Here is a 15,004-nt window from a genome sequence, read left to right on the forward strand (position 1 = left end):
TCAATGGGGTACGCCACTTTCTGGAGGCCACTGGCGAGCGGTATGCACCAGAGCCACAATCCTCACCACGTTTGGCTCAAGTTGATAAGCGAGCCGGTAACTCGGATGGGGAATGACCTCGCGCGTTCCAGAGATTCGACCTGAGGGGCCTATTTCCGGGTTTTGGGCCAAGCCAGCTGCTGCGATGCTAAAACGCCGGTCCATGTCGGCAGCGGCCTGCGGGTTTTTATCGAATAGAAAATCCCAGATTTCTCGACGATCCTGCCCGGCCTCGGGCGTCCAGGTAACCCTCATTCAAGGTTATCTACTTGAGCGCGCCTCGCTGCAAATTCGGCCTCCAGGTCTTCGTTGGAAATCTCTCGGCCTGCCCGAATGGACGCGCGCGAGGCATCTACTTTGCGTTGTAAGAATTCGTCATATTCCCGTGTCTCCTGTTGAGACTGCACAAACTGACGCATCATTTCCCGCACGATTTGCGACGCCGGGCGATGCGAGGCTTCGCACTCTGCCATGAATTGGTCGCGCAACTCTGATTCCAGTTTCATAGTGAAGACGGCTAATTTGGTCACAGTTGAGGTCTCGAAATGGTATGTACAAAGTATATACATCGTAATTACCAATAGAAGTGAGGTCAGGCAGGAGGCGACTAACGGTTTAGAGCAATTCGGCCGATTGCACCCTCGTCGCTTCTCATCAAAATCCGGCACCCGCGCCCAAACCCGCTTTACTTACCCCAACCCCCCACCACCCATCCGCTAAATTGTTTCAAAACTTGACGCATTTGGATCCATCCACCATATTGATAGTTAGCAAACTAACTGTATGCGAACTATCCAGTGCCTCAATCCCTCGAACAACTCCAGATGAACCTCAGCAGCAGCATGGTGGTGGGCGCCCGTAACTGGCGCAAAATCTGCCAGACCACGCTGGTGAGCTATGGCATCTCCGAAGCCTGCGCCGTGCCGTTGTTGATGATCGGCCGCTTGGGCGATGGTGTGCATCAGGTCAAGGTCGCCCAGGCGTCGGGGATGGAAAGCCCGTCGCTGGTGCGCCTGCTCGACCGCCTGTGCACCGACGGTTATGTGTGCCGCACCGAAGACGTGCATGACCGTCGCGCCAAGGCGTTGAGCCTGACCGAGCGCGGCCGCGAGTTGGTGCAAGCGGTGGAAGTGCAACTGGTGCGCCTGCGTAAGGAAGTGTTGGTCGACATTCCCCACAGCGATATGGAAGCCGCGCTGCGAGTGCTGCGCGCCTTCGAGGCGGCGTCGCTTTGAACGGATTTTTTACCGGTTTCCCGCCCGCCCGTGATTGGTTCTACGGGGTGCGCACCTTTGCAGCCTCGATGATCGCGTTGTACATCGCCATGCTCATGCAAATGCCGCGTCCGTACTGGGCGATGGCCACGGTGTATATCGTTTCCAGCCCGTTTGTCGGCCCAACCAGTTCCAAGGCGTTATACCGCGCCATCGGCACGTTCATGGGCGCGGCGGCGGCGGTGATTTTTGTGCCGATGTTCGTGCAATCACCCTACCTGCTGGTGGTCGTGATTGCCTTGTGGACCGGCACGTTGTTGTTTCTGTCCATGCACCTGCGCACCGCCAACAACTACGCGCTGATGCTGGCCGGGTACACCTTGCCGCTGATCGCCTTGCCGGTGGTGGATAACCCGCTGGCGGTGTGGGATGTGGCCGAGGCGCGCACCGAAGAAATCTTCCTGGGTATCGCAGTGGCAGCGGTAGTGGGCGCGATGTTCTGGCCGCGCCGCCTGATGCCGGTATTCGATGGCTCGGTGGCCAAGTGGTTTGCCGACGCTCAGGTCTATAGCCAACGCTTTCTGACGCGCAACGTTGAGCCTGAAGAGATCAGTACCCTGCGCGGCGGCATGGTCACTACCTTCAACACCCTTGAATTGATGATCGGCCAGTTGCCCCACGAAGGCGCCCGGCCGCAGACGGTGCGCAACACCAAGGAACTGCGCGGGCGCATGATCCACCTGTTGCCGGTCATCGATGCGCTGGATGATGCCGTGTACGCCATCGAGCATCGCGCACCGGAGTTTCTTGATCCGCTCAAGCCTTTGTTGGAAGAAGCCAACGCCTGGCTGGAGAGCACTACCGAGCAAGCACCCCTGGAACGCTGGCGCGTGCTGCGTGACCAGGTCGACGCCGCTCAACCCCAGGGCGAAGCGCTGGACGACCGGCACACGTTGCTGTTCTCCAACGCGCTCTACCGCCTCGCAGAGTGGATCGACCTGTGGCAAGACTGCCGCAGCCTGCAAGCCGCCATCCAGTGCGAAAGCCAGGACACCTGGCGCGCCGTCTACCGCCATTGGCGCCTGGGCCGGCTCACGCCGTTCCTCGACCGTGGGCTGATGTTCTACTCGGCGTTTTCGACGGTCACCGCGATCATCGTTGCCTCGGTGCTGTGGATCCTGCTCGGTTGGACCGATGGCGGCAGCGCGGTGATCCTGGCCGCCGTCGCCTGCAGTTTCTTTGCCTCGATGGACGACCCGGCGCCGCAGATCTACCGGTTCTTTTTCTGGACCGCCATGTCGGTGCTGTTCGCCAGTCTCTACCTGTTTTTGGTGCTGCCCAACCTGCATGATTTTCCGATGCTGGTGCTGGCGTTCGCCGTGCCGTTTATCTGCATCGGCACGCTCACCGTGCAGCCGCGTTTTTACCTGGGTATGTTGCTGACGCTGGTGAACACCTCGTCGTTCATCAGCATCCAGGGCGCCTATGACGCCGACTTTCTCAACTTCGCCAACGTCAACCTGGCGGGGCCGGTGGGTTTGCTGTTCGCCTTTGTGTGGACGCTGATCGCGCGGCCCTTCGGCGCCGAGCTGGCGGCCAAGCGCCTGACGCGTTTCAGCTGGCGCGACATCGTCAGCCTCACCGAGCCCGCGACCCTGGCCGAACACCGGCACATGGCCGCGCAAATGCTTGACCGCTTGATGCAGCACCTGCCGCGCCTGGCCCTGATCAATCAGGACACCGGCACCGCCCTGCGCGATTTGCGCGTGGCGCTGAACCTGCTTGATCTGCTCGCCTATTCGCCGCGCATTCTCGGCGTGCCACGGGTGCTGCTCAACCAAGTCGTCGAAGGTGTGGGCGGTTACTTCAAAGCGTGCCTCAAGGCCGGTGAACGCTTGCCCGCGCCGAGCGGTCTGCTGATGACCCTGGACCGTACGCGCCGCGCCCTCAACGGCCAGGGCCTGCAAGACGAAGACGACACCCGCCTGCATCTGCTGCATGCGCTGGCGGGCTTGCGCCTGTCGCTGCTGCCGGGCGTGGAATTTATTGGCGGCACCGAGATGGAAGCGCCGCTGCCTGATGGAGCGCCTTTATGATCGGTGATCTGGATATCAGCGGGGTGTTCCTGCCCACGCTGCTGGTGCTGATGGGCATTACGTACGTGTTGTTCCTGGTGGTGCACGGGTTGTTGACCCGGCTCCACTTCTATCGCCTGGTCTGGCACCGGGCATTGTTCAATGTGGGGCTCTACGCGCTGTTGCTGGGCGCGGTGGACTCACTCAGTCGATACCTGATGACATGAAAAAACCTTTTTTGACCATCGGCCGTGTAGTCCTCACGCTGTTGATCGTGACGTTTGCGGTCGTCGTGGTGTGGCGCATGGTCATGTACTACATGTTTGCCCCCTGGACCCGTGACGGCCACATCCGTGCCGACATCGTGCAGATCGCGCCGGATGTGTCCGGGCTGATCCAGCGCGTGGACGTGCGCGACAACCAGTTGGTGACCAAGGGCCAAGTGCTCTTTGCTGTCGACCAGGACCGCTTCAAGCTGGCGTTGCGCCAAGCCCAGGCCGCCGTGGCCGACCGCCAGGAAACCCTGGCCCAGGCCCAGCGCGAGTACAAACGTAACCGCGGTCTCGGCAACCTGGTGCCCAGCGAGCAACTGGAAGAAAGCCAGTCCCGCGTAGCCCGTGCCCAATCGGCCCTGGCCGAAGCCCAGGTGACGGTGGATTCCGCCCAGCTCAACCTCGACCGCTCGGTGATCCGCAGCCCCGTGGACGGCTACGTCAACGACCGGGCGCCGCGTACCCAGGAGTTCGTCACCGCCGGGCGCCCGGTGTTGTCGGTGGTGGACAGCAATTCCTTCCATATCGATGGTTATTTCGAAGAGACCAAGCTCGACGGCATTCATGTCGGCATGGCGGTGGACATCCGTGTGATTGGTGACAACGCCCGCCTGCGTGGCCATGTGCAGAGCATCGTTGCCGGTATCGAAGACCGCGACCGCAGCAGCGGCTCCAACCTGTTGCCCAACGTCAACCCGGCGTTCAGTTGGGTGCGCCTGGCCCAGCGGATTCCGGTGCGCATTGCCTTCGATGATGTGCCGGCGGACTTCCGCATGATCGCCGGGCGTACGGCTACCGTCTCGATCATCGGCGATAAGGTTAAAGACGGAGACCAGCCATGAAGCAGCTGTTGGCGACCGCCGCGCTGGGTTTGCTGCTGTCGGCCTGCCAAGTGGTGGGGCCGGATTACACGCTGCCGGATAAAGCCGCCGTCAACCGTGGCGACCTGCAAGGGCAGATTGCGGGCGAGGGCAACAACGTTGTGTCGGCGCCGGTGCCGGCGGACTGGTGGAAGCTCTATAAAGACCCGCGCCTGGACGAGCTGGTGCGCCAGGCAATGGCCTCCAACACCGACTTGCGTGTGGCCGCCGCCAACCTGCAACGCGCGCGTTTCCAGACCCAGGAAGCGGAGTCCGCAGGCGGCTGGAGCGCCGGCGCCAAGGCGGAGGCCCAGCGCCTGCAAGAGTCGGGCGAAGCCTTTCTGCTGACAGAGAAAGTCCCAGTGGCCAATATTGGCAGCGCCAGCATCAGCACGTCCTACCAGTTCGACTTGTTCGGCACCCTGCAGCGCGGCATCGAAAGCGCCCAGGCCAGTGCCGACGCGGCCCAGGCGGCTGCCGACATCGCGCGTATCACCCTGGTGGCAGATGTGGTTCGTTCCTACACCCAGGTGTGCGCGGCCAACGAAGAACTGGCGATTGCCAACGAGTCCCTCGACCTGCAAGCCCAGAGCACTCAGCTCACCCAGCGCCTGCGTGACGCCGGGCGGGGTGATGAAACCCAAGTGACCCGTTCGCAGACCCAGTACAAATCCTTGCGCGCCGACATGCCACGCTACGAAGCGGCACGCCAGGCCGGGTTGTTCCGCCTGTCGATGCTGCTGGCCAAGCCGCTGGACCAACTGCCGGTGGGCACCGCCAGCTGCGCCGAGCTGCCGCACATCGCCCAGTTGCTGCCGGTGGGCGACGGCGCGACCCTGCTCAAGCGTCGCCCGGATGTGCGCCAGGCTGAACGCCAACTCGCCGCCGCGACTGCACGTATCGGCGTGGCCACCGGCGCGCTGTACCCGGACATCAGCATCGGCGCCACGGTGGGCACTGTCGGGATTCTCGATGACCTGGGCACTCCGGCGACCAACCGCTGGGGCTTTGGCCCGCTGATCAGCTGGTCGGTGCCGACCAACGGCGCCCGCGCCCGTATCCACGAAGCCGAGGCCGCGACCCAGGGCGCTTTGGCGCATTTCGACGGTGTGGTGCTCAACGCCATCCGCGAAACCCAAACCGGCCTCGCGCAATACACCGCGCAGTTGCAACGCCGCGACGCCCTGGCCGAAGCGGGCGAGTCTGCCCGCGAAGCCGCAGACCAGACCCACCGCTTCTTCCAGGCCGGCCGTGCGTCGTTCCTGGCCGACCTGCAAGCCACCCGCACCTACACCGATGTGCTCGCGCAACTGGCCGCCGCCAACACCCAGGTTGCCATGAGCCAGATCGACCTGTTCCTGGCACTGGGCGGCGGCTGGGAAAGCGGACGAACGCAACCTGCGCCGGCCAGCAAACCCTGAGCAAATAGCTATGCTTTGACAGGCGGATCGCCGTGACGATTCGCCTGACACTGCTCGCGTTTGCTCATGGGGATTCCAATAATGAAAAACCCTTATGCTCCCGCTTTCTGGTGCGTGCTCTTCGCACTGGTGCTGTTATCGGCTGCTTATTTCTACGGCGTCATGCTGGCTCACCAACTCGACAAGGCGATGGTGTTTCTCGACAGCGCATGCCTGGTGATCGGCACCCTCTCCATCGGCGTCGTGGCCTGGGCCTCCTACCAGAACCAACGGGTGAAGAAAAAACTCCTCGAACAAGGCAAGACTCGCGTGGCGATCTGGGACACCAAGGTCGCGTTGCGCCGCGTTGAGACCGTGTTCGACCGCTACTTCTGGGGCAGCTACTGGCAACCGGGGCGCACCTTTCAGGAGGTCATGGGCGACCTGACCGGCACGCCCCTGGAAAAAAGCCTCGAAGTCCTGAAAAAACAGTGCGTGGCACTCGATCAGCAAGTCGCGGACGGTAGGCACTGGCTGAATAACGCGCGGGAATTGTCCGACGTGGCCACGCAAATGGCCCGCGAGCGCTACCAACTGGACTTCTGCGACCCCAAGGCCGACACCCCCGGCAATGCCGTGATACACCGCGAGTTTGAGGTGCTGGTGTACACCTGGACGGCACGCCTGAAGAGTTTCGACCACCAGTTGGATGAAATTGAGCTGGAGTATTCCTGAACTAGTGCTGATCTGATCCCTCTGAAAAGCTGGGCCGTTCGCGGCCGCCAGTGCTAATCTTCCCCCGCTTTTGGCGGGCTTGAGCCAACCCTTATGGGTTCAAGGAAGACAGCCCACTTCTCACAGGATTTGATCAGGTCACTTCATGAATAAGCCAGCCGTTGTTCTTTTGGGTTTCGTTGTCGCCGTCGGCGTTGTCAGTGCAGGCGGTGCCTGGTACACCGGTAAGCAGCTGGAGCCGGTGCTGCAAACGGCGGTGCAAGACGCCAACAAGGAACTGCAACGTTCCATGGCCGGCGTCGACGGCACCGTGGCCCTGGAGCTGGTGTCCCTGGACCGTGGCCTGTTCAGCAGCACCGCGCACTACCGCCTCAAGGGCCAGGGCTCATTCTTCGGCGAGCAGAACCCGAACCCCGAGCTGCTGTTTGTCGACCATATCGAACACGGCCCGTTGCCGTTCTCGCGCCTGGTGTCGCTGAAGTGGCTGCCGGTCATGGCCACCAGTCACTATGAGCTGGAAAAAAACGCCACCACCGAAAAATGGTTCGCCGCCGCCAAAGACGTGTCGCCGCTCAAGGGCGTGGCCAATATCGGCTACAGCCGTTCGGTCACCGGCAACCTCGAATTGCTGCCGCTGGAATTCAAGGACGAGACCTCCTCGGTGAGCTTCTCCGGCCTGAACCTGGACTTCGACAGCACCGCCGAGGGCAAGAAGGTCAAGGTGGATGGCTACATGAACAGCCTCAAGCTGGACGTAGTCGACGCCAATGGCGCGCCGTTCAACGCCGAGCTCGCCGGCCTGACCGTGGCCAGCAACCTGGAAAAATCCACCTTCGGCTTCTACACCGGGCAGAACACCGTAGAACTGAGCGATACCAAGCTTACCTTCGGCCCGCAGAAAGCCGTGCTGACCCTCAAGGGCTTCGAGCAGAAAGACACCAGCGAAATCAAGGACAACAACATGTCCGGTCGCGTCGACTACAAGATCGACGAGATCGGCTACCAGGGCAAACCAGTCGGCTCTGCTGCCATGGCCCTGAGCTTGAAGAACATCGACGTGCCGTCCGGCCTGGTGCTGACCAAGCTGTATCAAGACAAAATGCAGCCGGTGCAGGCCGCTGCCGCCGCCGGTCAACCGGTGCCTGAGCTGCAACTGACCGAAGCCGAGCAGACCCTGGCAGAAGCCAACGTCAACCAATTGCTGGCCGCCAAGCCGCATCTGGCGCTGGAAAACCTGTCGCTGAAAACCACCCACGGCGAAAGCAAGTTCAATCTGGTGCTGGACCTGGCCAAGCCGACCTCCATGGAGCTGCCACCGGTTGAGTTGGGCAAGCAAATGGTCTCGCTGCTGGACGCCAACCTGACCCTGTCCAAGCCAATGATCGCTGACGTTGCCGCCCTGCAAGCGCAGGTCGGTGGTGTGACCGACCCTAAAGCCATCGAGCAGCAATCCCAGATGGCGAGCGAGATGGTCAGCGGCATGGCGGTCGGCACACAGCTGGCAACGCTGGTCGGCAGCGACGTGGTCTCCAAGCTGCATTACGCCAACAATGAAGTGACCTTCAACGGCCAGAAGATGACCGTCGAGCAGTTCATCGGCTTTGTGATGTCCAAGGTCGGTGCGGTCGGCGGCGCGCAGTAAAGATTTCGCCATCGCCCAGAAATAATTAATGGGGGAGCGGGGTTGTCCGCGATAAGGGTCAAAAGGCCGGCACTCATGTCGATTAGCCACCCTTCATCGCAGGCAAGGCCGCTCCCCCATTGGTTTTTCAGATTTGTAGGGCAATTCTGAACAATTGTTATGAATTGTCCTTTTTCATACAGGCGTCGGGGATAGTTCATACAGGAAAGCTAGGTCGGGTCACGAGACGCCGACACCCTGATGCAAATTGCTCAGGACCACCTATCGTTACAGCTTTCCGTGTGTAAGGAAGCTCACGATATGCTGCGAAACCTCCCACTCAGTGCCTCAGGCCGGTTACGGCTGCTCATCGGGGTAACCTTGTGCAGCCAGTTGCTGATGCCCACCTTCGCCATGGCCGACCCGGCTTATGACGCCCTGATCATCCAGGCGCGCAACGGCAATTTCACACCCGCCTTGACTCAACTGCGCCAACTGCCTGCCGAGCGCCAGACGCCAGGCCAGATCAGCGACCACCTGGTGATTGCCGGTTGGGCCGGCCAGGATGCCGAAGTGCTCAAGGTGTATGAGGCACAGGGTCAGAATCGCAACTTGACCGCCCAGGCCCTGGCCACGGTCGCGCGCACCTATCGCAACCAGAAGCAGTGGGCGCAGGCCGAGGCGGTCTATCGCAAGGCGTTGCTGCGGGAGCCGAGCAATGTCGACCTGCAACTGGGGCCTGGCCCTTACCCAGGCTGACGGCGGCAAAGCCAGCGAAGCGGTACAACGCGCTCGCGCGCTGGTGGCTGCCAAACCGGATGATCCGAATCGACGCATGGCCCTGGGCTATGCGCTGACCCGCGCGGGCTTGCAGTACGACGCGCTGCACGAATTCGACCAGGCGTTTGTCCGCGCAGGCGACAAGCCGGAAGTAGCCCGCGAATACGTCGTTGCCTTGCAAAAGGCACGTCTGCCCGAACCTGCATTGCGCCTGTCTGCCCAACGCCCCGGTCTTGTCGACCCGGTGACCCAGCGTCGCCTGGAAGGCGACCTGGCCGCCGAGCGCGTGCGCATGGCCGAGTTCGCCACGCGCACCGAGAAAGAACGCTACGTCATCGCCGATCGCGCCTTGCAGGGCTATGACCAACTCCTCGCCCGCTGGACCCCGGACCCCACGGCCAAAGACGACGTGGTGCGCTGGCGTATCGATCGCCTGGGTGCGCTCAAGGCGCGGGCGCGCACCGCCGAGGTGATCCGCGAGTACGAAACCCTCCAGGCCGAAGGTGTGCAGTTGCCCACCTATGCGGTGCGTTGGGTGGCCGCGTCCTACCTCGACCAGCGCCTGCCGGAAAAGGCGGCGCCGTTGTATCGCCAAGCGCTGAGCGCGCCCGATGCGGACGTGGGCGACCGCGTTGAAGACAGCACCGCTTTGTTCTATGCCTTGCTCGAAAACGACCAGGTGGACGAAGCGCGGGCCGTCGCCAAGAACCTGGCTGATAGCCAGAAACCCCGGGTTGAACTCAAGGGGCTGCCCATCGGCAACCCTAACGATGAGTGGATGGACGCCCAACAATTGGCCGCCCAGGCCGGCACCTATGGTTCCGACCTGCCGTCCAGCGAAAAGGCTCTGGAAGAACTGGTCGGCAAGGCGCCTGGCAGCATCGGCCTGCGCCTGGCGCAAGCCGAGATGTACCGCGCCCGCGACTGGCCACGGCGCGCCGAGCAATCGCTCAAGGAAACCGAAGCGCAAAGCCCGCGTGACATCGGCCTGGAAATGTCCCAAGGCTTCACCGCCCTGGACCTGCAGGAATGGCGTCAGCTCGACATCCTCACCGACGACGTGGTCGCCCGTAATCCCGACAACCGCCAAGTGCAGCGCCTCAGTCGCCTGCGCGATGTGCACGACATGGCCGAGTTGCGGGTCGAGGCCTACACCGGTAAAAGCTTCGGCGGCGGCAACAACGGCGATGCCGGTGCCGTCTCGGGTAGCCGCGACTGGGGCATTGAAAGCCGGATCTACACGCCGCCCATCGACGAAGACTGGCGCGTGTTCGCCGGTGCCGGCTATGCCACTGCCGACTTTGAAGAAGGCACCGGTCACCACCGTTGGCAAGTCGTTGGCGTAGAACGGCGTACCCGCGACATGACCATTGAAGCCGAGGTCTCCAACCACTCCTACGGCGATGGCTCCAAACAAGGCGCTGCCGTGTCGATTGCCCGCGACATCAACGACAACTGGCAATACGGCGGCAGCCTCGGCTACCTGCTGTCCACCACGCCGCTGCGGGCGTTGAATGAAGGGATCACGGCCAACGGCGGCAGCGGTTTTATCCGCTGGCGCGCCAATGAAAGCCGCGAGTGGAAACTGACCCTCAGCCCGTCCCATTTCAGCGACGGCAACGACCGCTTCGAAGCCTTGCTCAGCGGCCGCGAAGGCCTCTACAGCTCGCCCAAGGTGCAAGTAGACCTGGGCCTGGAAGTGGGTGCCAGCCGCAACAGCAAGGAGGACACGATCTACTTCAATCCGAAGTCAGACTTCACCGTGTTGCCTGTCCTCAACATCAATCATGTGCTCTATCACCGCTACGAGACCCAGTGGAGTCAGCAGTTCCAGGTCGGTGCGGGTACGTATAGCCAGCAGGATTATTCCACCGGTGGCATCGGTCTGGTGGGCTACGGCCAACGCTATCGCTGGAACGATGTGCTGGAAGCCGGCGCCAACCTGAGCCTGATCAGCCGACCTTACGACGGTGATCGCGAACGCGATCTGCGTCTGCTCGTCGACCTCACTTACCGTTTCTAGAAGAGCCTGACCATGACCGTCCTCAGCCGTTGCTTGTTGATTCTGGGCGTAATGCTGGCCAGTGCCTGTGCCCAGCAACCCGCGCCTTTCACTCCACCCGCCGAGCGGCCGACACCGGCCAACGAAGCGCCGTGGCCGAAAAACCATTTCCTGGGCATTGCCTACCACGACGTCGAGGATCGCGACCCCGATCAGGCGGTGGTGGCCGTGCGCACCGAGCGTTTGATCGAGCAGTTGGCCTGGCTGCGCGAGAACGGCTACAAGGCGGTCAGCGTCGACCAGATCCTGGCGGCCCGCAACGGTGGGCCTGAGTTGCCGCCCAAGGCGATCATGCTCAGCTTTGACGATGGCTATTCGAGCTTCTACACCCGTGTGATGCCGATCCTGCGTGCCTATCGCTGGCCGGCCCTGCTGGCGCCGGTGGGCTACTGGATCGACACGCCGATGAACCAACCGGTGGACTTCGCCGGCCAGCCACGGCCGCGTGGCGAGTTCCTGACCTGGCAGCAGATCCGCGAAGTGTCCCAATCGGGCCTGGTGGAAATCGCCGCGCACACCGACAACAACCACAAGGGCATCCTGGCCAACCCCCAGGGCAACCTGGAGCCGGCAGCGACCTCGCTGCGTTTTGATCCGGCCACCGGGCGCTATGAAAGCCAGGCGCAGTTCGATGCGCGGATGCGTGCTGACGTTGCAGCGATCTCCAACAAGATCCAAAAGGTTACCGGCAAGAAACCACGGGTGTGGGTGTGGCCTTACGGTGCCGCCAAAGGCACTTCGCTGGCGATCATTGGCGAGCAGGGCTACCAGATGGCCCTGACCCTGGAAGATGGCCTCGACAGCTCCAGTGACCTGATGAACAGCCCACGCTTCCTGGTCGCCTCCGACCCGGATGGCGAGCATTTCGCCAACAGCATGGTCGCGGTGCAAGCCAAGGCGCCGATGCGCGTGTTGCATGTGGACTTGGATAACGTCTACGACCCGGATCCGGCTCAACAGGCACGCAACCTCGACCAGCTTGTGCAGCGCGTGGTGGACATGGGTGCGGGCACTGTGTTCCTGCAAGCCTTCGCCGATCCCAAGGGTGACGGCCTGGTGCATTCGGTGTACTTCCCCAACCGCCACTTGCCGGTACGCGCCGACCTGTTCAACCGCGTCTCCTGGCAGTTGCACACCCGTGCCCATGCCAGCGTGTATGCGTGGATGCCGGTTCTCAGCTTCGCCCTCGACCCCAAGTTGCCCCGCGTAACGCGCTGGGACCCGAAAACCGGCCAGGTCGGCCTCGACCCGGACCAGTACAAGCGCCTGTCGCCGTTCGACCCGCAGGTGCGCAAGATTATCGGTGAGATCTACGAGGACCTGGCGCGCAACAACGCCATCGACGGCGTGCTGTACCACGACGATGCGGTGTTCAACGATTTCGAAGATGCCAGCCCCGCCGCGCTCAAGGCCTATGCCGCTGCGGGTCTGCCGGACACCATTGAGGCGCTGCGTGCCGACCCGGCCGTGATGCAGCGTTGGACCCGCTTCAAGAGCCGCTACCTGATCGACTTCACCAAGGAGCTGACTGCCAAGGTCCGCGCCATCGGTGGGCCGCAAATACTGACCGCGCGCAATATCTTCGCCGAGCCGATGCTCAACCCCGGCAGCGAAGCCTGGTTTGCGCAGAACCTGGATGATTTCCTGCAGACCTACGACTGGACCGCGCCCATGGCCATGCCGCTGATGGAAGGCCAGGAGTACAGCAACTCCAATGCCTGGTTGGAGAAGCTGGTCGCCACGGTCAAGGCGCGCCCCGGTGCCATGGAGCGCACCGTGTTTGAACTGCAAGCCAAAGACTGGCGCACCCAGGCCGCACCGGACATCAACGCCAAGCAGATGGCTGAATGGATGGGTGTACTCAAGCGCCAGGGTGTCACGAGTTTTGGCTACTACCCGGACAACTTCCTGGAAAACTCCCCGGACCTGAAGACTGTGCGTCCGGCCCTTTCCAACCAATGGAACCCTTGACCATGTTCGACAGACTCTTGGCTTTATTCGTGCTGGCATTGGTATTGGGTGTGCCCCTGGGCCTGATCTTCCTGGTCACCGGGCAGTTCCTGATGGACTTTGTGTTTTTCTACCCGCTGTTCATGTCGGCGTTGTGGATCGCAGGCGGCCTGTATTTCTGGCTGCACTGGGAGCGCCACTGGCCCTGGGAAGAAGACACACCGGCGCCGACCTTGGCCGGCAACCCGCTGATCTCGATCATCATCCCTTGCTACAACGAAGGGGATAACGCCGCCGACACCATCCATGCGGCACTGGGTCAGCTCTACCCGAACATCGAAGTGATCGCGGTGAACGATGGCTCCAAGGACAACACCGCCGCCGTGCTCGACGCCCTGGCGCTGGAGAACCCGCGCCTGCGCGTGCTGCACCTGGCGCAGAACCAAGGCAAGGCCGTGGCCTTGCGCATGGGCGCCGTGGCGGCGCGCAGCGAGTTCCTGGTGTGCATCGATGGCGACGCGTTGCTGGATAAAAACGCGGCGGCCTACATGGTGGCGCCCATGCTGGATAACCCGCGCCTGGGTGCTGTGACCGGCAACCCGCGCATCCGCACACGCTCGACCTTGATCGGCCGCGTACAGGTCGGTGAATTCTCTTCGATCATCGGCTTGATCAAGCGCACGCAACGGGTGTTTGGCCGGATCTTCACGGTGTCGGGTGTAGTGGTCGCGTTCCGTAAAAAGGCGCTGGACCGCATCGACTACTGGAGCACCGACATGATCACCGAGGACATCGATGTCAGTTGGAAGCTGCAGCTCGATCACTGGAGCATCTTCTACGAGCCCCGCGCCCTGTGCTGGATCCTCATGCCCGAAACCGTCGGCGGCCTGTGGAAACAGCGTCTGCGTTGGGCCCAGGGTGGCGCCGAGGTGCTGTTCAAGAATATCCGTGGCATCTGGCAATGGCGTCATCGCTACCTGTGGCCGCTGTTGTTCGAATACTGCCTGTCCACCGGTTGGGCGTTCACCTTCCTGTTGTCGGTGATCTTCTGGGGCGTGGGTAAATTTATCCCGCTGCCTCAAGCGATTGCGGTCGACTCCCTGATGCCACCGGCGTTCACCGGCTTGGTATTGGCCATGGTGTGTCTGTTGCAGTTTGCCGTGAGCATCATCATCGACCGCCGCTACGAGAAGGACCTGTGGAAAACCCTGTTCTGGACCGTGTGGTACCCGATGGTGTTCTGGCTGGTCAGCCTGTTTACCACCCTGGTCAGTTTTCCCAAGGTGTTGTTCAACCAGCATCAGAAGCGTGCGCGCTGGGTCAGCCCGGATCGCGGTATCAAACCCACTGAAGAGGAGGCGTGATCATGAAACTGGTCAGAACTCGCCAACGGCTGGTGATGTGGATCATCGACGTGCTGTTGACCCTGATGGCCTGGGCCGGCCTGATTTGGTTGCTGGCACGTGGGATCAGCTCGATGCTGGAGACCCACGATGGCCCGCGTATCGAAGCGCCGATCTTTGCCGCGCTCAATACCTTGCAGGTGTACCTGTGGATTGCATTGTTCAACGCCGTGATCCTGGTCACCTGGGCGCGCTACCAGCAACGCAAAGGGCGCAAGTTTGCCCAGCGTCGCGCCGAGGCCAAGGCGCTCACCGATAAGAACCTGAGCGAGAGCTTCAGTCTGGGCGAAGGTGACTTGGAGCAACTGCGTCGGCCTGGGGTGCTGGTGATCCACAACGATGAGGACGGTGGTGTGGCGCAGGTCAAATCCCATGTTTCCCGTGATGTGGAAAAGCCCGGGCTGACCCTGGTGCCTGGCAAGGACCAGAACAAAGACGCTGGCTAAGAAACATGCAGGAAGATCGTTCCCACGCAAGGTGGGAACGATCCGGTTTAATCCCGACAAATGGGATCCAATTCACAAAACCTCCGCGAACTTTTCTGCTTTTTCCGGTACTAACCTATCTCGGCAATAACTTGATGGCCAACTAAT

12 protein-coding genes and 1 pseudogene are annotated in these 15,004 nt (G+C 61.9%); 11 read left to right on the forward strand and 2 right to left on the reverse strand.

Annotated elements, in window-relative coordinates:
- A complete protein-coding gene (locus AYR47_RS31915) occupies window positions 1-294 on the reverse strand; it encodes a type II toxin-antitoxin system RelE/ParE family toxin (RefSeq protein WP_082461616.1) in 294 nt (97 codons plus the stop codon).
- A complete protein-coding gene (locus AYR47_RS07780; protein ID WP_033900182.1) occupies window positions 291-569 on the reverse strand; it encodes a hypothetical protein in 279 nt (92 codons plus the stop codon). The genes AYR47_RS31915 and AYR47_RS07780 overlap by 4 nt, the downstream gene beginning before the upstream one ends.
- A 294-nt stretch (window positions 570-863) precedes the next feature.
- Here AYR47_RS07780 and AYR47_RS07785 point away from each other — a divergent pair, with 294 nt between their 5' ends.
- From AYR47_RS07785 to pgaD, 11 genes and pseudogenes are all read left to right on the forward strand, one after another.
- A complete protein-coding gene (locus AYR47_RS07785; RefSeq protein WP_061434801.1) occupies window positions 864-1,274 on the forward strand; it encodes a MarR family winged helix-turn-helix transcriptional regulator in 411 nt (136 codons plus the stop codon).
- On the forward strand, window positions 1,271-3,349 hold the full coding sequence (locus tag AYR47_RS07790) for an FUSC family protein (protein ID WP_061434803.1): 2,079 nt from the start codon (window positions 1,271-1,273) through the stop codon (window positions 3,347-3,349). The genes AYR47_RS07785 and AYR47_RS07790 overlap by 4 nt, the downstream gene beginning before the upstream one ends.
- Entirely contained in the window at window positions 3,346-3,555 is a 210-nt protein-coding gene (locus tag AYR47_RS07795; protein WP_010214247.1) for a DUF1656 domain-containing protein, read from the forward strand. Before AYR47_RS07790 ends, AYR47_RS07795 begins: the two co-directional genes overlap by 4 nt.
- Entirely contained in the window at window positions 3,552-4,442 is an 891-nt protein-coding gene (locus tag AYR47_RS07800; protein ID WP_038842430.1) for an efflux RND transporter periplasmic adaptor subunit, read from the forward strand. The genes AYR47_RS07795 and AYR47_RS07800 overlap by 4 nt, the downstream gene beginning before the upstream one ends.
- Window positions 4,439-5,881, forward strand: a complete 1,443-nt coding sequence (locus AYR47_RS07805; RefSeq protein ID WP_033900123.1) for an efflux transporter outer membrane subunit — start codon at window positions 4,439-4,441, stop codon at window positions 5,879-5,881. Before AYR47_RS07800 ends, AYR47_RS07805 begins: the two co-directional genes overlap by 4 nt.
- Window positions 5,882-5,962: 81 nt before the next feature.
- The gene (locus tag AYR47_RS07810) at window positions 5,963-6,595 is read left to right on the forward strand and encodes a hypothetical protein (RefSeq protein WP_033900124.1); all 633 of its coding nucleotides are present in this window, start codon (window positions 5,963-5,965) and stop codon (window positions 6,593-6,595) included.
- A gap of 145 nt (window positions 6,596-6,740) precedes the next feature.
- Window positions 6,741-8,237: a YdgA family protein gene (locus AYR47_RS07815; protein ID WP_033900126.1), complete on the forward strand. Its 1,497-nt coding sequence runs from the start codon at window positions 6,741-6,743 to the stop codon at window positions 8,235-8,237.
- A gap of 300 nt (window positions 8,238-8,537) precedes the next feature.
- Window positions 8,538-11,019 (forward strand): annotated as a pseudogene (gene pgaA, locus AYR47_RS07820) (poly-beta-1,6 N-acetyl-D-glucosamine export porin PgaA).
- Window positions 11,020-11,031: 12 nt separating this feature from the next.
- On the forward strand, window positions 11,032-13,029 hold the full coding sequence (gene pgaB / locus AYR47_RS07825) for a poly-beta-1,6-N-acetyl-D-glucosamine N-deacetylase PgaB (protein WP_061434805.1): 1,998 nt from the start codon (window positions 11,032-11,034) through the stop codon (window positions 13,027-13,029).
- A 2-nt stretch (window positions 13,030-13,031) separates the two neighbouring features.
- Entirely contained in the window at window positions 13,032-14,372 is a 1,341-nt protein-coding gene (gene pgaC / locus AYR47_RS07830) for a poly-beta-1,6-N-acetyl-D-glucosamine synthase (protein ID WP_061434806.1), read from the forward strand.
- Between the two features lie 2 nt (window positions 14,373-14,374).
- Window positions 14,375-14,857 (forward strand): poly-beta-1,6-N-acetyl-D-glucosamine biosynthesis protein PgaD, encoded by a 483-nt coding sequence (pgaD, locus tag AYR47_RS07835; protein ID WP_033900133.1) that lies wholly within the window; start codon window positions 14,375-14,377, stop codon window positions 14,855-14,857.
- Window positions 14,858-15,004 lie beyond the last annotated feature (147 nt).

This window comes from Pseudomonas azotoformans, from assembly GCF_001579805.1.
Lineage (GTDB): Bacteria > Pseudomonadota > Gammaproteobacteria > Pseudomonadales > Pseudomonadaceae > Aquipseudomonas > Aquipseudomonas azotoformans_A.

Excerpts from the sequence above, each read along its gene's own strand:
- AYR47_RS31915 (WP_082461616.1), bottom strand. The coding sequence starts at position 294 with ATGAGGGTTACCTGGACGCCCGAGGCCGGGCAGGATCGTCGAGAAATC.
- AYR47_RS07785 (WP_061434801.1), top strand. The coding sequence starts at position 864 with ATGAACCTCAGCAGCAGCATGGTGGTGGGCGCCCGTAACTGGCGCAAA.
- AYR47_RS07795 (WP_010214247.1), top strand. The coding sequence starts at position 3,346 with ATGATCGGTGATCTGGATATCAGCGGGGTGTTCCTGCCCACGCTGCTG.
- AYR47_RS07800 (WP_038842430.1), top strand. The coding sequence starts at position 3,552 with ATGAAAAAACCTTTTTTGACCATCGGCCGTGTAGTCCTCACGCTGTTG.
- AYR47_RS07805 (WP_033900123.1), top strand. The coding sequence starts at position 4,439 with ATGAAGCAGCTGTTGGCGACCGCCGCGCTGGGTTTGCTGCTGTCGGCC.
- AYR47_RS07810 (WP_033900124.1), top strand. The coding sequence starts at position 5,963 with ATGAAAAACCCTTATGCTCCCGCTTTCTGGTGCGTGCTCTTCGCACTG.
- AYR47_RS07815 (WP_033900126.1), top strand. The coding sequence starts at position 6,741 with ATGAATAAGCCAGCCGTTGTTCTTTTGGGTTTCGTTGTCGCCGTCGGC.
- pgaB (WP_061434805.1), top strand. The coding sequence starts at position 11,032 with ATGACCGTCCTCAGCCGTTGCTTGTTGATTCTGGGCGTAATGCTGGCC.
- pgaC (WP_061434806.1), top strand. The coding sequence starts at position 13,032 with ATGTTCGACAGACTCTTGGCTTTATTCGTGCTGGCATTGGTATTGGGT.
- pgaD (WP_033900133.1), top strand. The coding sequence starts at position 14,375 with ATGAAACTGGTCAGAACTCGCCAACGGCTGGTGATGTGGATCATCGAC.